Origin of the sequence: Daejeonella oryzae DSM 19973, from assembly GCF_000422945.1 — a bacterium.
Lineage (GTDB): Bacteria > Bacteroidota > Bacteroidia > Sphingobacteriales > Sphingobacteriaceae > Daejeonella > Daejeonella oryzae.
Genome location: NZ_AUHA01000003.1, coordinates 99,971 through 124,144, shown reverse-complemented (window position 1 = coordinate 124,144; position 24,174 = coordinate 99,971). Strand labels below are relative to the sequence as shown.

The following is a 24,174-nucleotide window of genomic DNA, read 5'->3' as shown; positions in this document are numbered from 1 at the left end:
CAATCAGTCAATCAAATGCAAAACTTCGCTGATAGGCTGATCACTGTCAATTAATATACCTTTAATTCCTGCAGCTTCGCCTGCAATAACATCACGCTCGCGGTCGCCAATAAAATATGACCGGGCAACATCAATATTGAATCTGGCACTTGCTTTTTCCAGCATGATCGAACCTGGTTTGCGGCACAGACATCTTCCATTATATTCGGGATGATGCCTGCAATAATATATTTCTGAAAGAGTGATACCGTTTTTACTGTAAGTAGCTTTAAGATGATCATTCATTTTGGCCAGTTCATCTTCGGTATACCATTTTTTTGCAAGTCCTCCCTGATTTGTTATCACAATCAGTAAATATCCTCTGTCAAGCAGTTCTTTAAGAGGTTCAATATTATGCTCCAAAACTTTAAAATCTTCAAGCCGGCAAACATAATCACCAAGCTCCTTATTCAAAACTCCGTCACGATCTAAAAAAACTGCTTTATTCATTTTATAATTTCAATATCAATACCCAAACAAAATCATTAAGAAAAATTAATGTTCCAGATGTCCTATTCCACCAGAAACTACCAGCTTCATTGCTTCGCTGGCTGACATCTGCAAAGGTTTTACCCGGTCTGAGTGAATAATACACAGCTGACCTGCAAATGAGTATGAAAATGGAAAATAAACCGCCACTTCGCCGGGAAGCCCTATTTTAGAAAGATCTTTCTGGGTGAGAAAACCAATCTTTTTTAATCCAAAGTCATTAATTTCGACTAATACAGGCTCATTAAATTTTTTCTCATCGCCAACAAATGCTTCGGCAAGATCCTTAACCGAATTATAAATAAAATTAAATATCGGCAGGCGGTTAAGCCAGCGATGAAACCAGTTGTAAATTGGCTCGGTTATAAAATTGGTTACAATTATTCCGGTGATCAGTAAAATCACTAAAACAGATAAAATACCGAGTCCGGGAATATAAATAGGATTGCCCGCTTTATCTACCCAAAAAACATCACTTAAATTGAGAGAAGAATCAACTTTAGCAACTATCCAGTAAATAAAAAAAAGCGCTGCCCCCAATGGCAAAATTATCAGGGCGCCCTTTACAAGATAATTTAATATAGCTCCAGCTATTCTATTCATAATAATATACCCTTTTTACCCGCTGTGAAATTCCGGTAAGAATTTCATAAGGAATTGTATTAATTTTTTTGGCAATATCCTCTACCCTGATTTCATTATTAAACACAATAACTTCATCTCCCTCGCTCACATTTAATCCCGTAACATCCAGCATACACATATCCATGCAAATTTTCCCTACTGTTGGCACCTGCTTTCCGTTAATCAGCATTTTGCCAACTCCATTGCTTAAAGCCCGGCTGTATCCATCGGCATACCCAATTTTTACCGTAGCAATCTTACCTCCCTGTGGCATTTTTCCGCTACTGCCGTATCCAACGGTTTCACCCGCCCGTATTTCTTTGATTTGAGATATACTAGTTTTCAGCGAAGTTACGGTTTGTAATGGAGATCCTTCTTTATTAGAACTATCAATTCCGTACAAACCAATGCCTAATCGTACCAAATCAAATTGCGAATCTGGAAATCTGCTGATGCCGGATGTATTGAGCACGTGCCTTAGCAGTGGATAAGCCAATTTCTCTTTTATCATACCCGACATCTGCTCAAATTTTTTAACCTGCTCTTTAGTTAAATCATCTTCAGATTCGTCCTCGCTGGCTACTAAATGTGAGAAAATACTTTCTACACGCATGGCATCCGTTTCTGATAACAACCCGATTAATTTTACGATATCTTTCTCCTCAAAGCCTAACCTGTGCATACCCGTATCCAGTTTTATATGAACCGGATAATGACTGATATTTTTGCGGTTTAGCACTTCTAAGAATTCCTCAAAAATCCGGAAACTATAAATTTCGGGTTCCAGGCTATTTTCAATGATGGTTTCAAATGCCATTACATCCGGATTCATAACCATAATGGGAAGAGTGATTCCATCTTTTCTTAAAGAAACTCCTTCATCCGCATAAGCTACGGCCAGATAATCAACTTTGTTAAATTCGAGGAGATTAGCAATTTCAAAACTCCCGCTTCCGTACGAGAACGCTTTTACAATTGCCATTATCTTCACACCCGGATTCAGCAACGTTTTATAATAATTAAGATTATGCTCAACTGCTGTCAGATTTATTTCCAGGATAGTTTCGTGGACTTTATGTGTTAGCAATGCACTTATTCGCTCAAATTCATATGCACGTGCACCTTTTAGTAAAATGGTTTCGTTGGCTAACTTAAGCGATGGAAGTTTACTGATCAGTTCATCTGTATCTTCAAAAAATATGGTCTCCACATTAAACTCGGCAGCATATTTTTTAATGTGTGGCCCTATCGCTATTAAGCGGTCTACAGATTTATTTTCTAAAAGCCTGGCCACTTTTTCGTAGATAAGCAAGGGATCAAGGGTATCACCAGGAATATCCGACAAAATAAGCGTTCTTCGTAAATGCTGATTTTGCTGCTGAAGAAAATCTAAAGCGATAGCCAGAGATGAAAGATCCAGACTATACGAATCGTCTATTAAGGAACAGTTATTAATTCCATTTTTTAATTCCAGGCGCATATTAACCGGCAAAAGTTTCGCCAGTCTTCTATCGGCTTCTTCCGGTTCATAACCCATTGCCAGCAAAGTTGCCCAGCAAATTATTCCGTTTTCAATAGAAGCCTGATCTGTAAAAGGGATAAGCGCTTCGATATCTTCGCCATTATACCTGGCCCTTAGAAACTGAAATTTCCCTTCCAGCACCTCATCATCAAAAACATCCAGATCAGCTTTATCGCGGTAGCACCATGTGAACCTATTTTTTCCGGGTAGTTCTCCTGCATATTCTCCCAGATATTTACATGAATATATAAAGGTATCTACATCTTCAAAAAGTTTCAGCTTCTCCTTTATTTTCTCCTCTGTATTTTCAAATCCTTCATAATGCGCTTCGCCAATGTTGGTAAAAATTCCAATAGAAGGCCTGATCACTTTCGCCAGGTTTTCCATCTCCCCTTTTCGGGAAATACCAGCTTCAAAAATACCGAGGTTATTTTCCTCATTCATTTCCCATACAGATAACGGTACTCCAATCTGAGAATTAAAACTCCGGGGACTTCGTACAATATTATTCTCCGGTGCCAGCAACTGGTATAGCCACTCCTTAACTACTGTTTTCCCGTTGCTTCCGGTAATGCCAATTACCGGATACGAAAATTTCAGACGGTGGTGTGCAGCCAGATCCTGAAGTGACTTAAGAGTATCTTCTACGATATAAAAATTAGATCCACTGTATGAACTGCGGTCGATAGTTTCATCAGAAATGACAAAGTTTCTAACTCCGGCATCATACGCATCTTTAATAAATGTATGCCCATGCCTTCGTCCTTTAAGGGCAAAGAAAATTCCTTTTTCCGTATCGGTGAGTTTTCGGCTGTCGGTTAGTAAAGTCCTGATTTGAGAATCAGGATTTTCTACGAAAGACTTTCCTCCGATAGTGCTGCTTATCTCTTCTACAGAATAAAGGATATGATTCATATTGTGCGAATTTCAAGAAAATTTTAAGAATGTTGCGAAGTATTTACGAATTTCATGCCGTATATGGATATTCAACAGCCAAAGCCAAAAGTATGGACCAAACAGCAGGCTCAGTTAAAGGCTGAGAGCTTTTGTGCCTACCAGGAAAGAGCCCAGCAGGAGGTTAGGAATAAATTATATGAATGGGGCTTGCATTCGGCCGATGTAGAGGAAATTATATCAGAACTCATCACTCAAAACTTTTTAAATGAAGAACGTTTTGCTTTTGCCTACACAATAGGAAAGTTCAGAATGAAAGGCTGGGGCAAAATAAAAATCAAACAAAACCTCAGATTAAAAAAAATAAGCGAAAAGCTGATACAAAAATCACTTCAGAAAATTGATGAAACAGATTATATCAATAAACTTCAATTAATGCTGGAGAAAAAATCAGACTTAATATCTGAAAAGAATTCTTATAAAAAACAATATAAGCTAATTCAGTACGCACTTTCCCGGGGATATGAAAAAGATTTAATTATGGATACACTGAAAAACAATAAGTTATCTTAAAATATTAAAAAAAGTAAAATATTCCTTGACAGAAATGCTTTTCTGTCTATATTTGCACTCACCAAAACGACTAAAGAACGCTTGCAATGTTTATCATTTAAAGCAGATCTTAGTTATAATGCGAAAGTAGCTCAGTTGGTAGAGCACGACCTTGCCAAGGTCGGGGTCGCGAGTTCGAATCTCGTCTTTCGCTCTAATCCCTTCCCTACCAGGAAGGGATTTAAGTTTAAAAAAACAAACCATGCTGAAGTGGTGGAACTGGTAGACACGCAGGACTTAAAATCCTGTTCGCCTTAAAGCGAGTGCGGGTTCGATTCCCGCCTTCAGTACTAGACGGGAAAGACGCAAATTATCGCGTTCTTTCCCGTTTTTATTTGCATGTAACTTCTTGTTAATCTGATAATAAAAATGGGAAGCTTCGTTGAATATTTTCGTTCGATATTTATTCCCGTCAAATCTCAGCTTTTCACGAAATATAGAAACCAGTACCTCTTTTCTGTTAATGCATCCCCATTTCCATACAAGAACCTTTGGTCAGTAAGTACTATATCGCTTTTATAAGGTATATCTTATAAACTCATTCAGTTCGATTTTTGCACCTTCACCTCTGTATTTGCACCTTCACCTCTGTAAGTGATACTTCCAATCGTTTTATTTTTTCTTCAAAATCTTTCTTCATCATTCTGGTCATGCTTTTCATTGAACATTAGCCCCCTGGATATTTAGCAATTGTGAACCGACCCAAGTGCATTTAAAGACCTTTTCAAAAAGAGCCTGATCAACTTTAACAATACATTTCATGTCTATGTGAAACTCAATCAGGAGATTGAAGAAGCAATTTTAAATATTTTTTAAATCTTATTTTTAATAAGTCTAAATAAGGCTATATTTGCCGACAAATTAAGACAAATGAAATTAAATATTACCTTCAAAATACTAACCTATTCATTGGCGTTTATTGGGTTCATGGCAAAGACTGAGGCTCAAACCATACAAGGAATTCTTAAAAACATAAACGATAAGCCCCTCAGTTACGTAACTGTTAAAATAAATCATAAATCTCAAACAAAAACAGATAGTATCGGTCATTTTGAATTAGCTGCACCAAATGCAGGTACTTATTCTCTAAGCGCTGTTTTAAAGGATAATTCAGAGATCAAACTTTCAACATTTACAATCACATCTTTAGCCAGCCTTGATCTCGGTACACTAATCGCTGACTCAACTATCCATTTAAAAGGTGTAGAAATTTTTGGTAGTGAAAGAAGCTTTTATGGCTTAAGCCGCCTTGATGAAGTTCAGGGAACATCCATCTATGCCGGAAAGAAAAATGAGGTGATTAATCTGACACTTACGGATGCCAACCTGGCGCTGAATAATACCCGCCAGGCATTTGCCAAAGTACCCGGTCTGCATATATGGGAAGGTGATGGTACCGGTACACAAATGAACATTGGTGCAAGGGGTCTTAGCCCTAACCGCTCATGGGAATTCAATACCCGTCAAAACGGTGTTGATATTTCTGCAGATCCTTTCGGTTACCCTGAAAGTTATTATACTCCCGCTTTAGAAGGAGTCCAGAAAATTGAGGTTATCCGAGGCGCTGCTTCTTTACAGTACGGACCGCAGTTTGGCGGCGCCGTTAATTTTGTGATGAAAGATGCTTCGGATAAGCCACTAAGTATAGAATCTAAACAAACCGCGGGATCTTACGGAGTATTAAATACCTACAACTCTATTGGAGGCACTTCGGGTAAATGGAAGTACTTTGGTTTTATCAATGGCAGACGCGGAGATAGCTGGAGACAAAACAACTCCTATAATACACTTACAGGATATGTTTCAGCAGGGTACCAGGTTAACGAAAAACTGAGTCTTAACCTGAATATAACCCAGTATAATAACCAAATACAACAGGCCGGAGGAATAAGCGATCTTCAATTCTCGGTAAATCCAGAGGTATCTTTCAGAGCAAGAAACTGGTTCAGTTTAGCGTGGAATATCCCTTCAATTACAATGGACTATAAAATCAATTCCAATTCTGAACTGACCCTTAAAACCTTTGCTTTATTCGGTAATCGCAATAGCATTGGCAATACAGGCACTCCTGAACAGGATTTCAAAGATGCTGGTTCATCCCGGGCAATATCCAAAGACTCGTACAGCAATTTTGGCACGGAGCTTCGTTACCGTAATAATTATACCCTCTTTAATACCAGCCACACTCTGGCTACAGGCCTTAGATATTTCACCGGCGAAACCATCCGCCAGCAAGGAATTGGCAGTCCCGGAAATAACGCTGATTATGATTACTTCGGGGATAATGCCATCACAAGAAACCTTGATTTAGACACTAAAAATTATGCGTTTTTCGCAGAAAATATTTTCCGTCCGCTTAAGCGTTTATCCGTTACACCCGGATTTCGTGTAGAGTATATAAAATCAAAAGCTAATGGAATGGTCACCCCTGCTTTGAACGTTGACAACCTCTTAGACAGAACGGTGGTTCTGGGTGGATTAGGACTTGGATATCAGCTTACCTTAAATACTGATCTGTATGCTAACGCTTCACAAAGCTTCCGTCCATTTTTATTTGGAGATCTTTATCCGGGTAATTTGATTGACGAAACAGATCCTAACCTGAAAGATGCCAAAGGATTTAATCTGGATCTGGGATATCGTGGAGTGTTAAACGATTTTTTAAATTTTGATGTAAGTGGTTTCCTCTTAAAGTACAATAACCGCGTTGGAGATACCGACCGTACAAAAGATATTAACGGTATTGCTACTTCTTACAAGTTTAAAACAAATGCCGGGGATAGCCGCAGTTATGGCCTGGAAAGCTTTTTGGAAATAAATCCGTTGCGTGCCCTGAAGATTGATTCAAAAGCCGGGTATTTCACTCTTTATAATTCCCTTGCTTATGTGAATGCCAGCTATACTGCAGGAGCCTTTGAAGGGAAAAAGGTAGAAAATTCACCGGAATGGATTGTTCGTTCAGGCCTGAACTACTACTTAAGCCGGTTTAACGCCTCTTTTAATCATTCTTACACAGCAAAAGCATTTTCAGATCCGGCAAATACAGCAATCGCCAATAGGTCCGGAAGCGCAGGACAGCTTCCCGCCTACTCCGTTATGGACTTAAGTCTTGGTTATAAAATCAAAAAACATTTAAATATTAAATTGGTAGCAAACAACCTTACTGATGCCGCTTATTTTACCCGCCGCACAGCTGGCAACGCTCCTGGTGTGGTACCGGGGGAAGGCAGAACCTTCTTCTTGTCATTATCATCAAAATTCTAACACCTGTAAATAAATTGAAGCCTCCAAAGGAGGCTTCAATTTATTAGAATTAATAGGCCACCAATTTAAGTAACCCTTCAAAGATGGTCCATCTGTTATAGTCAAAAGATGGTAACATTCACGTTTTTTATCACTAATTCAGTTTGGAATCTGTTGACACGAAGGATTTAAATCCTGTTCAACTTAAAGCCAGTGCAGGTTCAATTCCCGCCTTTAGTACCAGACAGTAAAGAAGCAAATTATCGGGTTCTTTCCCGGGGTTCGATATTCCTTCTCATCAAATCGTATTTAGGCCCAAGTATCCTCTGTTCTTTCTCTATGCTGCATACTTGCTCAAAATGGGGGTAAGTTAAATCAGCGGAAGAAATTATGGATGACCAATCATTGAAATTTGCACCTATGTAAGCACTAAACCTATAAGCAAAATAAAGCTCTCCAGATAGTTTTAAAATTTAAAATAATCTATATGTTGGCTCACTTATAGTATATATATATGCAGTAGACAGCATATATATACTATTTAGGTGTTAGCCTGAGAGACAAAAACTTGAATCCTTATGTTACAATATCCATTGAGAAGGTGGGATTACTCTTTCGCCGACCACAGATTGGAAAACAACACCGATCTGCAATCTGTGATACTTTTAGTTAACTGAAAGTGAACTTATAAGCAAAATTGGGGTTATATGAAAGATTGAACTCACCATAATTTATAAGGTTATGTTTAGCTTGACATATTACTTAAAAAGAAGCATACTACTCTTCCCATTTATGCTGCTTGCTGTTTATTCCAAATCTCAGTCCCAACGTCCCAATATTATATACATAATGACTGATGACATGGGTTATGGAGATCTGAGCGGTTATGGACGTAAAGACTATAGAACACCCAATTTGGATAAACTGGCATCACAGGGAATGAAGTTTGTTAATGCTTATTCGGCGGGACCTCTTTGTACTCCAACCCGTACAGCCTTTATGACAGGGCGTTACCCGGCCAGAACACCGGTAGGGTTAATGGAACCACTTACAACATCAAAAAGAGACAGTGCCTATGGATTAACTGCTGATTATCCTTCAATAGCAACCCTCATGAAAGCCGGAGGTTATGAAACGGCATTAATTGGAAAATGGCATTTAGGCGTTCTTCCCCGGCATAGTCCCATTAAAAATGGTTATGATTATTTTTTTGGGATTCACAGTGGTGCTGCGGATTATATTTCTCACAAAGGCGACAGCAGGAAACCGGACCTATATGAAAATGATGTATTGGTTAATTCAGAAGGCTATCTGACCGATTTGTTAACTCAAAAGGCAGTTACCTATATTAAACAGAAACACAACAAACCTTTTTTTCTTTCCATTACATATACTGCACCACATTGGCCATGGCAGGGTCCGGATGATCAACCTTATGCTGATTCGGTTAATTTCAGAGACGGAGGTTCTCCGGCGATTTACGCCGCCATGATGAAAAGTCTGGATGATGGAGTTGGAAACATTATAAATGCTTTGGATGGGCATTTATCCAACCAGACAATTGTAATTTTCACCAATGACAACGGAGGTGAAAAGTTTTCCGATAATGGGGGTCTGGCCAATGCCAAGGGCACATTATGGGAAGGAGGAATCAGAGTTCCTGCATTTGTCAGGTGGACAGGCATAATTAATCCCGGCACCATAGCAAAACAGGTTGTTATCACAATGGACTGGACGGCAACTATTTTGGCAGCAGGAGGAATTAAATCTCAACAGGAATTTCCGCTTGATGGAATAGACCTAATGCCAATTTTAACCGAAAAGGAGAAAACCTTAGAACGGACAATTTACTGGCGTACGTTTCAACGTACCAAACAAAAAGCCATTCGGATGGGAGAATGGAAATATTTACAGGATGAAAAAGGTGAATACTTATTTAACCTGGATACAGATCCGGGTGAAAAAAATGATCTTAAAGCAACACAACAAACAATTTTCAACCAATTAAAAATGAAATATGGTAATTGGGAAAAAACAGTATTGCAGCCAATTCCATTATAATTTTTATGAGTATCTGCTATGATTAACAATGCTCATATTATTAGTTCGTAGTAGTAATAAAATATTAAATAAACAGGTCGCCACTATGTGGCTTAGACTTCGGTAAATGAAAGTCAGTGTTTAACGGAAAGTTTAGGCTTCCTTAATCCGCCACATCGCCAAGCCGGAAGACGTTAACTGCAATTTTATGAAATTACGAATTATAACACTTTTCTTTCTGACCTTGAATGTATTTAGCTGTTCAAATTCTAACACTAAGACTTTGACTTCAGTTTCAGGACAAGAGAATTCAATGGGGACTGCCGATTCTAATAGTAAAGAGAGTAAATCTCAGCTTGCAATCCCTGCAGACCTTGACTCAAAATTTGAGACGTTTATAAAATACTTTAGTAAAGACTCTCTGTTTCAAATTAGCCGAATTGACTTTCCATTGAAAGTTAAAAATTTAGATGAAGAAAGGAACAAGAAATAATTATCACCAAATCAGAATTTCATAAACTTGATTTTGACGATAAGACAGCAGAAACTAGGGAGTTTGACAAATATAAACAGGAGAATAAGGTAAACGGAAATAAAGCTGTTATTGAAATAAGAGGAATAGATAATGGAATTTATATCGATATCTATTTCGAGAAGAAAAATGGCAAATGGAAATTACTGACATGGGTCGACTCATCGGACTAAAAAGAAAAAGCAGTTAACACCAGGTTTAAATTATGCCCGGGTGACGTGGCTCTTGTTCTGCTGTGGTTTTTATTTACTTTAGTACTCGTACGACAAAGAAGTGCTTTCTATTCGGTCACAATATAAACACTAACCGTTGTGCGTCATATTATTAGAACCCGAAATGAACAAAAAAATAAAACTGATTTATCTAATACTCATATTGACACTAAACATTTCTTGCGTTGAAAAGAAATCAACAGAAAAAGAAATTAACAAGCCTGAATTGGTATTAACTTCAAAAACAGACACTTTAAAATTTACTTCTGGAATACGTACTATCTTTCAGGACAGTAAAGGTAATTATTGGTTTGGAAGTCATAATGAGGGCGTAAGTTTTTACAATGGAAAATCATTTGAATACTTTACAACTAATGAAGGTTTATCAGACAATCAAATCCGTTCGATCCAAGAAGACAAGAATGGAAAAATTTGGTTTGGAACTGGAAAAGGAGCAAGTATGTATGACAAAGGGGCGTTAACTAATTATTTGACAAAAACCAAGGAACCAAAATATGATTGGAATGAAACCAATGGAGATTTATGGTTTTATGCGGGTGAAGAAGACGGAATAAATCGTTTTGACGGAATAAATATGAATTATTTAATTTTCCCAAAACCCAAAAATGAAAATCCTGATAATTCTTATGGCGTAACGGATGTTTCAAAAGAGAAAAACGGTAGAGTTTGGATTGCGACTTATGCAGCACTATTTAACTATGATGGTGAAATGGTGAATATCTTTGATAATGAAAAATTAAACCTAAAAAACAATGAGCTTTTGCATATAAGAAGTGTATTAGCAGATTCTAAAGGGCGAATTTGGATAGGAAATAATGGAATTGGCGTTTTGCTAATGGAAGGTAATTCAATAATTAATTTTTCTGAAAAGAATAATTTAATCCACCCAACAAGCACAAGAAGAGGAGATAAATCAAAACCAGGTACACTTGAACATGTTTTTGCTATTGAAGAAGATTCAGACGGCAATATTTGGTTTGGAGATAGAGATACAGGAGCTTGGAAATATGACGGTAAAACTTTGACAAACTATTCAATTAGTGACAAACTATCTAAACCAATGATTTGGACAATTTTAAAGACAATAATAACAGTTTGCTTTTTGGAATGGCAGACGGTAATATATTTAAGTTTAACGGAAAGGCTTTTGAAAAGCAATTTTAAGAAATACGAACGCACAACAGCAATTTGGCAAAATGACGGGTTCAATGCTAAATTAAAGTTCAGTTCTTCGATTGAACTTTTGTGCAAAACCGAACATTTGTACTTCGATTTCTGCCACATCGCCAAGCCGCAAAACGTTAGTGGGCTATTTTAGTTCAATACTTCTTTTAATACTAAATTTTAATACATATAATATGAAAAAAATAATTTTGCTAATCAGCGTTTTTACCATATGCTCGTGTAAAGTAGTCCAAAACAACAAACCAAATAGTAACAAGCAACAAAATAGTACCTCTGCAAACACTCTCAACGAAGAGCTAAAAAAAATATCCATTTTAAACTTCGGAACTTTTCACATGGGAGAAACTTCTGACGCAAACAAAACTGAATTCAATGAAAATGACAAGAAAAATCAATTAGCCATTCATGAAGTTGTTGCAAAATTAGCTCTTTTCCACCCAACTGTAATAATTGTTGAAACCCCACCTAGTAACAATCAAAAACTTCAAGCAGAGTATATGGAGTACCTTTCTAATCCAATGATGAAATTTAAAAACCCTTCTGAAATTGAATTATTGGCTTATGAATTAGGACGTTTAAGCGGAACTAAGAAAATTTATGGCATTGACCATAAAATGGGTTATAATTATAATGTTGGTAGTAATTTGGTAAATTTAATTGACTCAACTTGGCACAACAAATTTTACAAAAACCCTTTTAAATATTATCCGCAAATAAATGTTGACGCAAATAAACTAAGCCTGCTCGATAAATTAATATTAACAAACCAGGACACTTATTTAGACTTTCTTATTGAAGCTAATGCTGAAATGCTTTCTCACGTAGGGAGTGAAAATGGTTTTGAAGGTGCAGACGAAGCCACAAAATATTACCAACGCAATATTAGAATGTATTCTAACTTAAACAGAATAAACCTTAAAGAAGATGACCGAGTATTTATACTTATGGGAGCAAGTCATACAGCATACCTGAGAGACTTTATTAGTCGCAGTCCAAAATATAGAATGGTGAACACGTTTGATTACTTAAAATAAAACTGCATAAAATAGTCGTTTTGCAAATGCTGGATTTCGTGCTTCTATGACAGTGAAATGCTAAATTCGTGCTTTGTGCGCCTAATGAAGTTTAGTGCTGAAAATCCCCGCCAATTCGCCAAACTGCAAAAATTTAGCGGTAGATATCATGAACGATACAATTAAAACAATCACTCCCGCGACTCATCTGCTGACTATTAATTCACAATTTTTTTTTGGCCAAATTATTTGTGGTCTAGGATTTCACTTCCTAATTCCGATAAATAATATTTTGAATAAAGGTATATATTTATTGATTATCAATAAATATATAGTATCTTAGAATCATTATTTAAATTTTACGATCATGTCAGAAAGAACCAACTTCGTATTGAAAGGCTTGCACATTGTTGCGTGGATCATCTTCGTCGGCTTGTGTATAGAAGCCGGTGGCTTGATAGTCAATTTTGTTTTCAGTATCTACAAACCTGAATTTGTCCAAAACCTATATCAAAAGCTGGACTTAAGTGAAATGTATAATCGAAGCAAATGGACTTTTTTCAGTATGTATAGTTTTATCCTGTTCATCTCGCTTCTAAAAGCATACCTATTTTATGTGGTCGTCACTCTGTTAAGCAAATTAAATTTATCAAAACCATTCAACAGTTTTGTTTCGGACCAAATAACACAAATTAGTTATTACACTTTTTCCATTGGAATATTAAGTTATATAGCCCGTCAAACAGCCAAAAACCTGCAACATGATGGGTATGTAATTGACAATCTAAATGAGTTTTGGGCGGACAGTCAGGCGTTTATATTGATGGCCGCTGTAATCTATGTTATTGCTACCATTTTTAAAAAGGGAGTTGAGATTCAAAACGAAAACGATTTAACTGTTTAGCTATGCCAATCATTGTAAATTTAGATGTGATGATGGCAAAACGGAAAGTTTCTCTGAATGAACTTTCGGAAAGAGTGGACCTGACATTATCTAATCTTTCAATCCTAAAAACCGGGAAAGCAAAGGCAATCCGGTTTAGCACCTTAGAAGCTGTCTGTAAAGCCTTAGACTGCCAACCCGGCGACATTCTGGAATATGTAGATGATAAAAAATGAACAAAGAACCGCTAACATGGCATTTTCATTAAAACGGTTGAAGTGCAGAACAATTCAGGCTGATGGCCGGAATTGAGGTTTGAAAACTTAGGAGGCATATATTTTTTTTATCCTGATTTCCCTGAAAACTCTCAAGCATGACGCGAGTTCAAATAGTAACGCTCTTTTAAAGTTAAAGACGTCTAATTACAATATTTGTGATTTTAAAGAGAATGTTTACCATTTGGTCAAAAGGGGATATATTTTTAAAGTACAGGCAATGAAATGTTCACTTGTGTATACTCCCCGCTTATACTGCTTATAGAAATATCCCCCTTCAAGGCAGTAATCATTTTTTTTACAACGTAAAGTCCAAGCCCGTTTCCATCAGAGGCTGAGTTTCCCCGAAAATACATTTCAAAAATCCGTTCATTAATCAGGGGAAGAATTCCCTGACCGTTATCATAAACTACCAGATTCAAACGGTCTGCATGATACTCCACATTTATTTTAATAACCGGTTCATCTCTCCGGAAGCAAACAGCATTCTCCACTAAATTTTCAAGGATAGTTGACAGGAAAAAAAAGCTGGAACGGAAAGCAAGGTTTTCAGGATAGTCAATTACCATCTGAATGTTCAGATCAGAAATTTCTTTCGAGAATTTGGCATGTATCTCTGAGATCAGAACTTTAAAGTCAATAAAGACAAGCTCATTTCCTGCTTCAATATTACCTAGAGCATTTAATTTGGTAAGCATTTTATCCAGTTTATGAACCACGTGTTCACAATTCTCAATCAGGGCAAATGCATCTCTTTCCTCTACAAATAGTTTCAGTAGATCTACAATACCCAGAACGTTTGCAAGCGGTGCCCTAAAATCATGGGAAGTGCGATAAAATAAAGTACTTAACTCAATATTTGCCTCGGTAAGAGCCAGTGTACGCTTCTTTACAAGACTTTCCAGATTATAATTTAACTGGGTTACCTCCTTATTTCTACTTCTAAGCTCATTGTTTTTGATTTCAATTTCCTTTAATAGCAATAGCTGAGAGACCTTATTGTAAAGAGATTCACTTACCAGCCGTATAAAACGGAAATCCAGATCGAGGAGGTGATTTACATCTTTTGAAGCCATTGTGATAAGCATGCTTTTTTGGGGAGAATAGGTGATCGGCATGGCATACAATACCTTCACCTTTGGATTGTCAAATATCCCGTTTTGCAATAACTCATTCAACCCGATTTCTTCAATGGTGTATTCTACCGGGAGATTGCGCAAAACCGTGGTTTTCTCAAAAGGCATTACATTATCTTCAGAATCGTTTTCGTAGATGGTAACTGTTCCCCTATAAATATGAAAAACCAGTGTGATGTGTTCATATTGAAAATAAGCCCTGAATATTAAAAAATTAAGGAGAAACTTTAGGTGCGTGGACAGCGAATCGCCTATTTCTTTGAAATTGGTAGATTTATTTAGGTCTGTTGCAAAATTAGAAAAGGCCTCATAACGAAGCCTTTGGTTGTTTTTATTTGAATCCTCGATCAAAGACATTCTTATCGGGCTTCCATTAATTCGTTATCAATTTGTATTCCGGAAATGTCGGCAATGGTGTTGATCATACCGGTCAGATCGGCAAGTGCCATCAATTCCTGTATTTCATATATAGAATAACCCTCTTCCATTAACTCTTCAAAATCCTCATCCGTTGTATCTTTTGGAGACACTGCGCATTTTGTAATCACTTTAATCGCTACTTTATAAGATGAAGGAATAAACTCACTTTCCATATTACTGGTAAGCTTAATATCATCGTCTCCTGTCAGAGTTTTACTCAAACTATCCGCTATCACCCCGTGAGCATGCTTACAATACTGGCATCCCCGAATTTTGGATATGTTGTAAATAATTAATTGCTTTAAAACAAAAGGGATTTTACCAAGCAGCATGGTTGATCTTAACTTTTCCCAGTTTCCCCTTAATATAATGGGATTGCTTCCCTGGCATTTAAACCAATTTAAAACGAATGGAATTCCCATTTCCTTCATGGTTTCGTCGTAAATACTTTTAACCTCTAAACTTGCATCATTGTATTCAATAATGTTAAACCTTTGACCCATAAAATTTTGTAAAATAATAATTTGTGAACTGAATTTATCAGGCCATTATTACGGCGAAAATAGGCCTTGGGTTTAATTTAGATGAATAAAAAATTTGGTATAACAGAAATGATACTTAACATAATCAACGTTTGCTTTGCTGCAATAACTTGATTAGATTTCAATAAAATTCTAACAAGGGTTACAATTATCTGACTCTCAATTGACTTGCTTATCTTTGAGTTAATACTTAAAAGCAATTTTTTAAATTTTAACTGTACTATCAAAATGAGAGCTATAAGCCTGTTTGTTATTCAATTACTTTTCCCTGCATTGATTATGGCACAGGAAAATCTGCAGTCAGAATTATTCACCACCTTACAGGCTAAAGACAGTATTTTATTTAATATTGGTTTTAATAAATGTGATATCAGCCAGTTTGAAATGCTGGTTGGTGATGATTTTGAATTCTATCATGATAAATCGGGTATTACAAAATCCAAATCAGCTTTTATAGAAAGTATTAAAAACGGACTTTGTAATATGGATTATAAGGCCAGGCGGGAATTGGTTTCAGGAAGTCTGGAAGTTTATCCTCTGGAAAATAAGGGTGTTTTATATGGAGCTATCCAAACAGGTAAACACTGCTTTTATGAAAAAAAGAAAGATCAGGAGGAATACTTTACCAGCATTGCAAAATTTACACATGTGTGGAAATTAGAAAACGGAAACTGGAAACTTGTTAGGGGATTGAGTTATGATCACCGGCAGAAAAATGAATAAAAATAATTAAACGACAAAAAATCTGATACAAACTACAGGGATTGTATTGCCGGATTAATTTGCTCGCAGACTCACTCCTACTGACCTAACAGTTACACGAACAATCAATCCTGCAAAGAAGAAGCTACCCGCATCCGTTCTCTCTTTTCCTGTTGAACAGATTGCTCCTGAATTTTTGTTTCTAGAAGTGTGATCTTTGCTTCAAGCAAGGAGATCAAATCGTTTTGTTTCTGAATGAATATCTCATTCTTTTCAACCCGCTCAAATAGATATGCTGTTAACGTTTTCATTTGAAAATTTGAATGGGGGCATACGATTGAAAATGAGATAAGTTACAGCATATAAGGGCAGGGAAAAATACCTGATGAAGTAATTCGAAAGTTTAAATTGTATATTCTAATTAATTAATCTTTGGATTAATTTTATCTTACAATCAGACGTATAATTAGCGTATTAGCTTAATAGTATAACCTATATGATTAAAAAAAAATTAAAATTTTATTTAAAATACGTATAAATCGCCTGATTCATTCTCCCCTGGCAAGTGAGTTTTCCTGAAGAATATTCATAAAACTTTTACTTTCTAAAAGGGTAGAGCATTTGATTTGTTAATTGTTTTGGAAACTTTTCATCTCCATGGAATCCGAGATCAATATCACGGCCATCGCCGGGAATATGAGCTGTACCGAAAATATAATCCCAAATACTTAAAGATATGCCATAATTAACCCCAAAAGATCCAGCCGGTAATTCTTTTGAATGGTGCCAGATATGCATTTTAGGATTATTTAAAAGGAATTTCAAGGGGCCGTAATTCACATTTAAATTAGAATGATTTAAATGTCCAATTGATATTGCCAAAATATGGATCAGGAAGAAATCGGTGAGTCCGAAACCAATCATCGACAAGGGAATGTATTGAATGGTTTTATAAATAATTGTTTCTGCCCAGTGAAAACGCAGGTGAGCTGCAAATCCCATTTCTTTTACTGAGTGATGTACTTTGTGAAATTCCCATAACGCAGGAATGCGGTGGAGCATCCGGTGAATATTCCATTGAATAAAATCTGCTACAATAAACATGGTTGATAGTTGCAACCACTTGGGCCAGCTGCTGACTTCTATTGCCGAAATATTTTTGATTCCAAACTGTGCCAGAAGATCAGTAAAAGCCTGAACGCCAATATTTGATAAGGCATTATATCCAATAAGCGAAAACAGAAAAAAATTGAAGAACATATAAAAACCGTCCATCCAGAAATCCTGCCTGATGGGTGATTGATTCGTACGCCATGGAACAATAATTTCGAGCAGCCAGATGAAAAGCGAAATGCCAATAAGCCAGTAAAAATAATTATGCCAGGAAGGATATAGAATTTCATTTGTAAGATAATTCCAGTATCCGCTGTATGAATCAGCTATTAATTTCCACGTAATGTTCAAATTACAAAGTTAAAATGTTAAAATCTGATCTGGATATAGATTATCCCCGATCTGTTTAGCTGATGCAAAGTTTAAAATTATATCCGCAATATCTGATGAATTTAAAGGAGTTTTGGTAACAAATGTCACAGAAGCAACTGAATTAAAAGCCTTATTTTTATCGAAATCTTTTTTGGAATATGACTGAGTCTTTTTGGAACGAGAAATACCAAAGCGGTGATACCGGCTGGGACCTGCAACAGATATCTCCGCCGATTAAAATTTATATTGACAGTTTAACTGATAAAAATTTAAAAATCCTGATTCCCGGTTGCGGCAATGCATATGAAGCTGAATACCTGCTGGAAAAAAATTTTGAACAGGTTACTGTTTTAGATATTTCTAAAGTATTAACAGACCAGTTAAAATTAAAATTTGAGGGAAAGCCCATCCGGATTTTAAATGAAGATTTTTTCTCCCACACTCAAACCTATGATTTGATTTTGGAACAAACGTTCTTCTGTGCTATACATCCAGATTTAAGATCCAGCTATGTTAAACATGCCCACAAACTACTAAATCATAATGGCCTTATTGCAGGATTATTTTTCGATACCGATTTTAGTCGGCCGGGCCCTCCTTTTGGCGGAAATCAATTAGAATATGAAAAGCTATTTAAGCCATATTTTAGTTTTTTGAGTATTCACAGATCAGAAAATTCAATCAAACCGCGTTCAGGAAGAGAATTATTTTTTGAATTTTTAAAGTCAGATACAAATACCGGAAGCGATTAAAGATTGATTTCAAAGCCGCCAGCCAAAGAAGAGGAAACAAAGGAATAATAAAGGATGTTTATCAATTAAACTAAAAAATATGGACTCTCAAACAGCAAAACCAAATAGCTTTCAGGAATTAATTAAAAGTAATAAACCAGTACTGGTAGACTTTTCTGCGGAATGGTGCGGCCCCTGCAAAGCGATGGCTCCTATTTTAAGTCAGTTAAAAAATACCATTGGAGATAAAGCCAGCATCATAAAAATTGATGTAGATAAAAACCCAAAAGCTTCTGCAGCTTATAATATTTCGGGTGTACCAACTTTAATCCTGTTTAAAAACGGCGAAATAAAATGGCGTCAATCCGGGGTAATTCCCGCCAGTCAACTTGAACAAATAATTAATCAATATATCTAAAACATGAAGCCGATCCAATTCATTATCCTGCTAGTTTTTATTATTTCTGCCGGCTGTAGTCAGCCCGCAGAGACAAAATCTACTACTCCTGCAAATATTTCAAAATCAGAGAAGCTTGATCAGGAATCCTTTGAGCAAAAATTAAATCAAACCAGCAATGCTCAGTTAATTGATGTAAGAACGCCTGCAGAATTTGAATCGGGCCATATTAAAAATGCGGTTAATATGGATTGGAATGGGGCTTCATTTGAGCAAGAAGCAGGCAAACTCGATATAACGAAACCTGTATTTGTATATTGCCACAGTGGTGGAAGAAGCAAGGCTTCAGCCGATAAAATGAAAGAAATGGGTTTTACAGAAATTTATGAAATGCCAACCGGAATAGCGCAATGGACTGAATCAGGCAAACCGCTTGTTAAATAAAACCTCTTCGAAATAAATTTATATTCAGCTATAATTTGCGAGGATTTACTTAGGCCATTCATCTATGCCGCCCTGCAAATTATAGGCTTTAAATCCATTGCTCTCTAAAATACTGCATGTTTTGCCGCTTCGGTTTCCGCTACGGCAGAAAATAAAATATTCTTTATCCTTATCCAAAGTGAGCACTTTAGATTCAAAATCTGAAAGATAGTAATCTATATTTTGGGCTCCGTCAATTGTTCCCGATGAAAATTCTTCCGGTGTTCTAACATCCAGCAAAACTGCATTAGGCGTATTTTTAAAAGCTTCTTTAAAACTTTTACCGTCTTTGTCAAAAGAATTAGAGTGTTGAACAGTATTCATAACCTGTATTTTTAGAACTTATTAAAAAATTTAAATTATTATTAACGCTAATAATGCTTGTAATCCTCTGTATTTAATGTTCTTAAATCCCGGAGATCACATTATATCTAAGATATTCAATTACCTCAAATAATGCCTAAAATTTTTTATCCGGATTTATATTTAAGGAGGAGAATTATTGATTTTTAAGATCTTCAATAAATTTCATCATTTCAGGTTTATCATATCTGGCCATTCCTTCATGCTTAAATACGATTCTTCCGTATTTATCTATTATCAGCGTAGCAGGCAAAGTGCCATTAAAAATTTCTTCAGGAATTGAGCTTACCGCCTCAAATACGGGTAACTCAAATCTACGCTTATCCATATATTTTTGCGATGATTTCAATTTATTATCAGCATCAACCATTATAAATACAATTGATTTATCGTCTTTATATTTTTTATATAGCGTGTTGATGGAAGGCATTTCTACACGACAAGGCAGGCACCAGGTTGCCCAGAAATTTATAAACACCACCTTCCCTTTTAATTCCGAAAGGTTGATCTTATTGCCAAGAGCATTGGCAAAGCTTATTTCAGGATAAATATCACCTGTTTTTTCATGCGTTGCGGAATTTCGGGTAATAGGAAAATTGTAAACTTCGCTCTCCTTTATTCCAGTAAAACCGAAAGTTTTGGCCTCCGCATTAATTGCAAAACTTATCAGAATCAGAAGTCCAGTGAAAAAAGCTGTATTGTATTTTTTACATTCACGCATATAGATTTATCCGTTCAATCTATGAATGTTTTTTAATTTGATTTCCGATTGCATCAAGTTCTTCGGCATTAAGAGGCTGCCCAGAAACTTCCCAGCCTGCTTGCCCGCTTTCTTTGAGAACACTAATTTCCAGACCATTTTTCATGAGCCGGTAACTGGTTTCATTATCAGTTTGAACAGGAATTACCAATAAATTTTGATTTTCGCCCGCAAGTATTATATCAATTTTAAAACTTTCCATAAAATTTTCTATTTGAAACATTAACAACCAGGGAAAGTATTCCTTGTTTGGCAATATGAACTAATCGTCAATTTAAACTAACGTATATACTTACCTAAATATTTACAAAATGAAATTTTTATATGCAATTACCGCTGCTATATTCCTAAGCGCCTGTTCTGAACAACAAAAAGAATTTTCTGACATATCTGCTGGGATGACTCAACAGGAAGTAATTTTAAATGCTGGTGAGCCTTCAGCTAAAAAAGAATTAGGACAAACAGAATTATGGACCTATAAAGATGCTGACCGAACAATTGTTTTCAGAAATGATACTGTACTTAATGTTTTAACCTCGTCAGAAGCCCGAATAGATTCTATAGAAATGTCATTACAGGACGTTGGTGAGGATATTAAAACTGGAGCTGAGAAAGCTGCTGGCAAAATCGACAGCTTGGGAAATAATCTGAAAAAAAGAATTTCCAGAGACTCTCTAATTAATTAAAATTCATCCGCATATGGCAATCCAAAGCATAAATCCGGCGACGGGAAAATTGATTCGCAGGTATAAAGAGCATAGTAAAACCCAGATCAATAATAAGATTAACCAGACTTATAAAGCATGGCAAATCTGGAAAGATATTCCTTTTTTAGAGCGTGGCGTTTTTATGAATAAAGCTGCTGATGTTCTGCGCAAGCGTAAAAATGAACTGGCCCGGATCATGGCTCTTGAAATGGGGAAACCTTTGAAAGACGGAATTGCTGAGGTAGAGAAATGTGCAGGCGTTTGTGAATACTACGCAAAAAATGCTGAAAATTTTCTTAAAGATGAACTCATAAAAACTGAAGGTTCCAAAAGTTATGTAACGTTTAACCCTTTGGGCATTGTACTGGCCATAATGCCCTGGAATTTCCCTTTCTGGCAGGTTTTCAGATTTCTTGCTCCGGGACTTATGGCTGGTAATTGCGGAATTTTAAAACATGCATCTAATGTGCCGGCATGTGCCCTGGCCATTGAAAGCATTCTTATCCAAGCCGGGTTTCCGCCACATGTATTCCAAACTTTACTGGTGGGAAGCGACATGATAAATGAAATTATTGAGAATGATAAAATTATGGCGGTTACCCTCACCGGAAGTACTGCTGCCGGACGAAAAGTAGCCGAAAAAGCCGGTTCTTTGTTAAAGAAAACGGTGCTTGAACTGGGAGGCAGCGACCCGTATATAATTCTGGAAGATGCCGACCTTGAATTAGCTGCTGAAAGTTGTGTAAACAGCAGGCTAATCAATAGCGGCCAAAGTTGCATTGCAGCGAAAAGATTCATCGTAGTAAAAAAAGTAGAAAACGATTTTAAAAACCTTTTCCTTCAAAAAATGGCTTCTAAAAAAATGGGAGATCCTTTAGAAGATCAAACGGATATTGGCCCGCAAGCCCGCAAGGATTTACGTGATGAGCTGCATAAACAAGTTCAAAAAAGTATTTCCCAGGGAGCTCGCTGCATTCTGGGAGGTGAAATTACGGAAGGCGATCATGCTTTTTATCCCCCTACCATTTTAACCAATGTAAAAAAAGGAATGCTGGCTTATGAAGAAGAATTATTTGGTCCGGTTGCTTCCATAATCTCCGCCCGTGATGAAAAACACGCAATTGAAATTGCCAATGACAGTAATTTTGGATTGGGTTCGGCCATTTTTAGCAAGGATGTTAAAAATGCCGAAAAACTGGCTTCCAAATCTCTGCAATCAGGATCTTGCTTTGTAAATGCGTTGGTTAAATCTGATCCGCGTTTACCTTTTGGCGGTATTAAACAAAGCGGTTACGGCCGTGAACTTGGCCTATACGGAATTAAGGAATTTGTTAATATTAAAACCGTTTACATCAAATAATAGTGATTAATGACCGAATAATCCAGGCAAGCAATACCGAAGCTGAGAAGCTCATCAGAGTGCCAATTAACACATACTCTGTTTTTTTCTGTGTATTTTCTTTATCGCTAAAGCGGAGTATTGATTTGGCTGCAATCAACAAGCCTACGGCTGTATACTGATCTATTAAGATGAATGTAAGTATTAAAAAACGCTCAAAAAGTCCGATCCATAATCCCGCTTTTTGAAGACCATCTGCATTCACCGCCGATTCTACACGCCATTTTTCGGTTGCGATACCAATTACCATACCCAGTGGCCAGGTTACGATGAGATATCCCGCAAGAATTAATAATAAATCAGTTCCATTATAAATTTCACGAAACAGATTTGCAGTTTCCTTCCATTTGTCAAAAAGGCTGATCCATAGAACAGCGATGACCGCAAAGTGCAATAACTGATCTATTAGAAAATATTTCAGCTTTCCCGGTCGATAGGACTTCCATAGATCAATGATCAGATGTGAGCTAAATATGAAAACGGGCAAAGTCCAGTTATTCCATAATCCGGCAAATATATACGCCACTATTGCTGTGATCAGAGCATGAATATATAATTTGGAAGATCGGTACTTCTTTATTTTACGATCTGCTATCCAGGTGGAGGGCTGCAAAACAAAATCAGTTATTAAATGCGCAATTATTAATCGCAGAAGTATGCTTATTTCTTCAGGAAGCATCATTATTTTCAATTAAGTTTGAAATATACCGAATCGTTTTTTCAATTTCCTTCCATTTTGCCAGGCGGATGCGATTATTAACCGCCGACTGAACAATTTTTAATTCATCTGCCATTTGCTGCTGAGTTTTCCCCTCTATTATCATATATATAACTTCGGCCTGCTGTATGGTCCAGCCTGAAATGAGTATGTCGACCAGTTTTAATATGATCTTAAGCTGCCCGTTTATTTGTTCATCGGCAGTAACTATTCTTAAATATTCATCCGCATCCAGCGCATCAAAATTTCTCCCCGATAGATGAAAAGCTTCGCCGTCAGATTCCAGCACGCTTTTTCCAAAGTATGAAACGGCACCTATCCCAATAGCCATCCGGGCATCCAACATTTTTTTGCCTTTGACTGACTGTTTCTTAAACCAACAGCGTAATTGTATAGCACGCAATATTGCCTGCTGAATATCTTCCATCAAAAGCTGAAAACTGTCTCCCCTAAAGATTCGGGCATAATCTTCTTTTGAAACCCATGAATTAATCAGCTCTTGGGTTTGAATCATTAATACTTCCCTCCTTTTTTCATTAAGAAAAGTAAAACCCTCTATATCTCCTGTAATGACAATATAATTTTTCATAACACGCAAATATATCTATTTTAAAACTGATAAGCTATAATTATCTATTAAAAAATAGATAATATTACATTATCTATCAATAACATGATAATCAAAAAATCAAATTCCATTGTTTACGAATCGTAGATTTGAATTATACTGGTGGGATTTTTTAACAT

26 protein-coding genes and 2 tRNA genes are annotated in these 24,174 nt (G+C 36.5%); 16 read left to right on the top strand and 12 right to left on the bottom strand.

Annotated features, from left to right (window positions below):
- Positions 1–3: 3 nt before the first annotated feature.
- The 3 genes from G521_RS0108060 to G521_RS0108050 are packed head-to-tail and all read right to left on the bottom strand — an operon-like array spanning position 4 to position 3,589.
- Positions 4–489: a D-glycero-alpha-D-manno-heptose-1,7-bisphosphate 7-phosphatase gene (locus tag G521_RS0108060; protein ID WP_026898085.1), complete on the bottom strand. Its 486-nt coding sequence runs from the start codon at positions 487–489 to the stop codon at positions 4–6.
- Between the two features lie 45 nt (positions 490–534).
- Complete coding sequence (locus G521_RS0108055; RefSeq protein WP_026898084.1) at positions 535–1,131, bottom strand: DUF502 domain-containing protein; 597 nt, start codon at positions 1,129–1,131, stop codon at positions 535–537.
- A complete protein-coding gene (locus G521_RS0108050) occupies positions 1,124–3,589 on the bottom strand; it encodes a bifunctional UDP-N-acetylmuramoyl-tripeptide:D-alanyl-D-alanine ligase/alanine racemase (protein WP_026898083.1) in 2,466 nt (821 codons plus the stop codon). Before G521_RS0108050 ends, G521_RS0108055 begins: the two co-directional genes overlap by 8 nt.
- Before the next feature lie 63 nt (positions 3,590–3,652).
- Here G521_RS0108050 and G521_RS0108045 point away from each other — a divergent pair, with 63 nt between their 5' ends.
- The 10 genes from G521_RS0108045 to G521_RS0107990 all read left to right on the top strand — a co-directional run bounded on the left by G521_RS0108045 (position 3,653) and on the right by G521_RS0107990 (position 13,545).
- Positions 3,653–4,141 carry a regulatory protein RecX gene (locus G521_RS0108045; RefSeq protein WP_026898082.1) on the top strand — a complete coding sequence of 163 codons (489 nt, stop codon included), beginning with the start codon at positions 3,653–3,655 and terminating at the stop codon, positions 4,139–4,141.
- Between the two features lie 120 nt (positions 4,142–4,261).
- A tRNA-Gly gene (locus G521_RS0108040) sits at positions 4,262–4,334 on the top strand.
- 50 nt (positions 4,335–4,384) lie between these two features.
- Positions 4,385–4,470, top strand: a tRNA-Leu gene (locus G521_RS0108035).
- A gap of 637 nt (positions 4,471–5,107) precedes the next feature.
- Complete coding sequence (locus G521_RS0108020; RefSeq protein WP_162141787.1) at positions 5,108–7,444, top strand: TonB-dependent receptor; 2,337 nt, start codon at positions 5,108–5,110, stop codon at positions 7,442–7,444.
- Positions 7,445–8,164: 720 nt separating this feature from the next.
- Positions 8,165–9,484, top strand: a complete 1,320-nt coding sequence (locus G521_RS0108015) for a sulfatase-like hydrolase/transferase (RefSeq protein ID WP_026898080.1) — start codon at positions 8,165–8,167, stop codon at positions 9,482–9,484.
- 187 nt (positions 9,485–9,671) lie between these two features.
- Positions 9,672–9,956, top strand: coding sequence for a DUF4348 domain-containing protein (locus G521_RS18015; protein ID WP_081675036.1), 285 nt, complete (start codon positions 9,672–9,674; stop codon positions 9,954–9,956).
- Between the two features lie 375 nt (positions 9,957–10,331).
- Positions 10,332–11,546: a ligand-binding sensor domain-containing protein gene (locus G521_RS16760; protein WP_220096055.1), complete on the top strand. Its 1,215-nt coding sequence runs from the start codon at positions 10,332–10,334 to the stop codon at positions 11,544–11,546.
- Between the two features lie 40 nt (positions 11,547–11,586).
- Positions 11,587–12,447 (top strand): DUF5694 domain-containing protein, encoded by an 861-nt coding sequence (locus tag G521_RS0108000; RefSeq protein WP_036678738.1) that lies wholly within the window; start codon positions 11,587–11,589, stop codon positions 12,445–12,447.
- A gap of 346 nt (positions 12,448–12,793) precedes the next feature.
- Positions 12,794–13,330, top strand: coding sequence for a DUF2975 domain-containing protein (locus G521_RS0107995; RefSeq protein ID WP_026898077.1), 537 nt, complete (start codon positions 12,794–12,796; stop codon positions 13,328–13,330).
- A 2-nt stretch (positions 13,331–13,332) separates the two neighbouring features.
- The gene (locus G521_RS0107990) at positions 13,333–13,545 is read left to right on the top strand and encodes a helix-turn-helix domain-containing protein (RefSeq protein WP_026898076.1); all 213 of its coding nucleotides are present in this window, start codon (positions 13,333–13,335) and stop codon (positions 13,543–13,545) included.
- Between the two features lie 245 nt (positions 13,546–13,790).
- Here G521_RS0107990 and G521_RS0107980 read toward each other — a convergent pair whose 3' ends face one another.
- Entirely contained in the window at positions 13,791–15,077 is a 1,287-nt protein-coding gene (locus G521_RS0107980) for a sensor histidine kinase (RefSeq protein ID WP_026898075.1), read from the bottom strand.
- Positions 15,078–15,079: 2 nt separating this feature from the next.
- Positions 15,080–15,643: a carboxymuconolactone decarboxylase family protein gene (locus G521_RS0107975; protein WP_026898074.1), complete on the bottom strand. Its 564-nt coding sequence runs from the start codon at positions 15,641–15,643 to the stop codon at positions 15,080–15,082.
- 267 nt (positions 15,644–15,910) lie between these two features.
- Here G521_RS0107975 and G521_RS0107970 point away from each other — a divergent pair, with 267 nt between their 5' ends.
- A complete protein-coding gene (locus G521_RS0107970) occupies positions 15,911–16,405 on the top strand; it encodes a nuclear transport factor 2 family protein (RefSeq protein ID WP_026898073.1) in 495 nt (164 codons plus the stop codon).
- A gap of 104 nt (positions 16,406–16,509) precedes the next feature.
- Here G521_RS0107970 and G521_RS0107965 read toward each other — a convergent pair whose 3' ends face one another.
- Positions 16,510–16,695: a hypothetical protein gene (locus G521_RS0107965; RefSeq protein ID WP_026898072.1), complete on the bottom strand. Its 186-nt coding sequence runs from the start codon at positions 16,693–16,695 to the stop codon at positions 16,510–16,512.
- A gap of 286 nt (positions 16,696–16,981) precedes the next feature.
- Positions 16,982–17,848, bottom strand: a complete 867-nt coding sequence (locus tag G521_RS0107960; RefSeq protein WP_026898071.1) for a sterol desaturase family protein — start codon at positions 17,846–17,848, stop codon at positions 16,982–16,984.
- Between the two features lie 179 nt (positions 17,849–18,027).
- Here G521_RS0107960 and G521_RS0107950 point away from each other — a divergent pair, with 179 nt between their 5' ends.
- From G521_RS0107950 to G521_RS0107940, 3 genes are all read left to right on the top strand, one after another.
- A complete protein-coding gene (locus G521_RS0107950; protein WP_026898070.1) occupies positions 18,028–18,621 on the top strand; it encodes a methyltransferase domain-containing protein in 594 nt (197 codons plus the stop codon).
- A gap of 79 nt (positions 18,622–18,700) precedes the next feature.
- Positions 18,701–19,018: a thioredoxin gene (gene trxA / locus G521_RS0107945; protein WP_026898069.1), complete on the top strand. Its 318-nt coding sequence runs from the start codon at positions 18,701–18,703 to the stop codon at positions 19,016–19,018.
- A gap of 3 nt (positions 19,019–19,021) precedes the next feature.
- Positions 19,022–19,441, top strand: coding sequence for a rhodanese-like domain-containing protein (locus tag G521_RS0107940; RefSeq protein WP_026898068.1), 420 nt, complete (start codon positions 19,022–19,024; stop codon positions 19,439–19,441).
- A gap of 45 nt (positions 19,442–19,486) precedes the next feature.
- Here G521_RS0107940 and G521_RS0107935 read toward each other — a convergent pair whose 3' ends face one another.
- From G521_RS0107935 to G521_RS0107925, 3 genes are all read right to left on the bottom strand, one after another.
- On the bottom strand, positions 19,487–19,804 hold the full coding sequence (locus tag G521_RS0107935; protein ID WP_026898067.1) for a rhodanese-like domain-containing protein: 318 nt from the start codon (positions 19,802–19,804) through the stop codon (positions 19,487–19,489).
- A 175-nt stretch (positions 19,805–19,979) separates the two neighbouring features.
- Positions 19,980–20,564: a TlpA family protein disulfide reductase gene (locus G521_RS0107930; protein WP_026898066.1), complete on the bottom strand. Its 585-nt coding sequence runs from the start codon at positions 20,562–20,564 to the stop codon at positions 19,980–19,982.
- 19 nt (positions 20,565–20,583) lie between these two features.
- The gene (locus tag G521_RS0107925; RefSeq protein WP_155975727.1) at positions 20,584–20,805 is read right to left on the bottom strand and encodes a hypothetical protein; all 222 of its coding nucleotides are present in this window, start codon (positions 20,803–20,805) and stop codon (positions 20,584–20,586) included.
- Positions 20,806–20,914: 109 nt separating this feature from the next.
- Here G521_RS0107925 and G521_RS0107920 point away from each other — a divergent pair, with 109 nt between their 5' ends.
- Both G521_RS0107920 and G521_RS0107915 read left to right on the top strand, forming a co-directional pair.
- Positions 20,915–21,289, top strand: a complete 375-nt coding sequence (locus G521_RS0107920; protein ID WP_026898064.1) for a hypothetical protein — start codon at positions 20,915–20,917, stop codon at positions 21,287–21,289.
- 13 nt (positions 21,290–21,302) lie between these two features.
- The gene (locus G521_RS0107915; protein ID WP_026898063.1) at positions 21,303–22,670 is read left to right on the top strand and encodes an NAD-dependent succinate-semialdehyde dehydrogenase; all 1,368 of its coding nucleotides are present in this window, start codon (positions 21,303–21,305) and stop codon (positions 22,668–22,670) included.
- On the opposite strand, the gene G521_RS0107910 is transcribed toward G521_RS0107915, so the two are convergent.
- Together G521_RS0107910 and G521_RS0107905 are read right to left on the bottom strand one after the other, a co-directional pair.
- The gene (locus tag G521_RS0107910) at positions 22,663–23,391 is read right to left on the bottom strand and encodes a DUF3307 domain-containing protein (protein WP_051189603.1); all 729 of its coding nucleotides are present in this window, start codon (positions 23,389–23,391) and stop codon (positions 22,663–22,665) included. The genes G521_RS0107915 and G521_RS0107910 overlap by 8 nt on opposite strands.
- A complete protein-coding gene (locus G521_RS0107905; RefSeq protein ID WP_026898061.1) occupies positions 23,378–24,016 on the bottom strand; it encodes a hypothetical protein in 639 nt (212 codons plus the stop codon). Before G521_RS0107905 ends, G521_RS0107910 begins: the two co-directional genes overlap by 14 nt.
- Positions 24,017–24,174 lie beyond the last annotated feature (158 nt).

Excerpts from the sequence above, each read along its gene's own strand:
- G521_RS0107930 (WP_026898066.1), bottom strand. The coding sequence starts at position 20,564 with ATGCGTGAATGTAAAAAATACAATACAGCTTTTTTCACTGGACTTCTG.
- G521_RS0107910 (WP_051189603.1), bottom strand. The coding sequence starts at position 23,391 with ATGATGCTTCCTGAAGAAATAAGCATACTTCTGCGATTAATAATTGCG.
- G521_RS0108020 (WP_162141787.1), top strand. The coding sequence starts at position 5,108 with ATGGCAAAGACTGAGGCTCAAACCATACAAGGAATTCTTAAAAACATA.
- G521_RS0107970 (WP_026898073.1), top strand. The coding sequence starts at position 15,911 with ATGAGAGCTATAAGCCTGTTTGTTATTCAATTACTTTTCCCTGCATTG.
- G521_RS0107995 (WP_026898077.1), top strand. The coding sequence starts at position 12,794 with ATGTCAGAAAGAACCAACTTCGTATTGAAAGGCTTGCACATTGTTGCG.
- G521_RS0108015 (WP_026898080.1), top strand. The coding sequence starts at position 8,165 with ATGTTTAGCTTGACATATTACTTAAAAAGAAGCATACTACTCTTCCCA.
- G521_RS0107950 (WP_026898070.1), top strand. The coding sequence starts at position 18,028 with ATGACTGAGTCTTTTTGGAACGAGAAATACCAAAGCGGTGATACCGGC.
- G521_RS0108060 (WP_026898085.1), bottom strand. The coding sequence starts at position 489 with ATGAATAAAGCAGTTTTTTTAGATCGTGACGGAGTTTTGAATAAGGAG.
- G521_RS0107990 (WP_026898076.1), top strand. The coding sequence starts at position 13,333 with ATGCCAATCATTGTAAATTTAGATGTGATGATGGCAAAACGGAAAGTT.
- G521_RS0107925 (WP_155975727.1), bottom strand. The coding sequence starts at position 20,805 with ATGGAAAGTTTTAAAATTGATATAATACTTGCGGGCGAAAATCAAAAT.
- G521_RS0107965 (WP_026898072.1), bottom strand. The coding sequence starts at position 16,695 with ATGAAAACGTTAACAGCATATCTATTTGAGCGGGTTGAAAAGAATGAG.
- G521_RS0107940 (WP_026898068.1), top strand. The coding sequence starts at position 19,022 with ATGAAGCCGATCCAATTCATTATCCTGCTAGTTTTTATTATTTCTGCC.
- G521_RS0108000 (WP_036678738.1), top strand. The coding sequence starts at position 11,587 with ATGAAAAAAATAATTTTGCTAATCAGCGTTTTTACCATATGCTCGTGT.
- G521_RS0108050 (WP_026898083.1), bottom strand. The coding sequence starts at position 3,589 with ATGAATCATATCCTTTATTCTGTAGAAGAGATAAGCAGCACTATCGGA.
- G521_RS0107975 (WP_026898074.1), bottom strand. The coding sequence starts at position 15,643 with ATGGGTCAAAGGTTTAACATTATTGAATACAATGATGCAAGTTTAGAG.
- G521_RS0107935 (WP_026898067.1), bottom strand. The coding sequence starts at position 19,804 with ATGAATACTGTTCAACACTCTAATTCTTTTGACAAAGACGGTAAAAGT.
- G521_RS0108045 (WP_026898082.1), top strand. The coding sequence starts at position 3,653 with ATGGATATTCAACAGCCAAAGCCAAAAGTATGGACCAAACAGCAGGCT.
- G521_RS0107905 (WP_026898061.1), bottom strand. The coding sequence starts at position 24,016 with ATGAAAAATTATATTGTCATTACAGGAGATATAGAGGGTTTTACTTTT.
- G521_RS0107920 (WP_026898064.1), top strand. The coding sequence starts at position 20,915 with ATGAAATTTTTATATGCAATTACCGCTGCTATATTCCTAAGCGCCTGT.
- G521_RS16760 (WP_220096055.1), top strand. The coding sequence starts at position 10,332 with ATGAACAAAAAAATAAAACTGATTTATCTAATACTCATATTGACACTA.
- trxA (WP_026898069.1), top strand. The coding sequence starts at position 18,701 with ATGGACTCTCAAACAGCAAAACCAAATAGCTTTCAGGAATTAATTAAA.
- G521_RS0107915 (WP_026898063.1), top strand. The coding sequence starts at position 21,303 with ATGGCAATCCAAAGCATAAATCCGGCGACGGGAAAATTGATTCGCAGG.
- G521_RS0108055 (WP_026898084.1), bottom strand. The coding sequence starts at position 1,131 with ATGAATAGAATAGCTGGAGCTATATTAAATTATCTTGTAAAGGGCGCC.
- G521_RS0107980 (WP_026898075.1), bottom strand. The coding sequence starts at position 15,077 with ATGTCTTTGATCGAGGATTCAAATAAAAACAACCAAAGGCTTCGTTAT.
- G521_RS18015 (WP_081675036.1), top strand. The coding sequence starts at position 9,672 with ATGAAATTACGAATTATAACACTTTTCTTTCTGACCTTGAATGTATTT.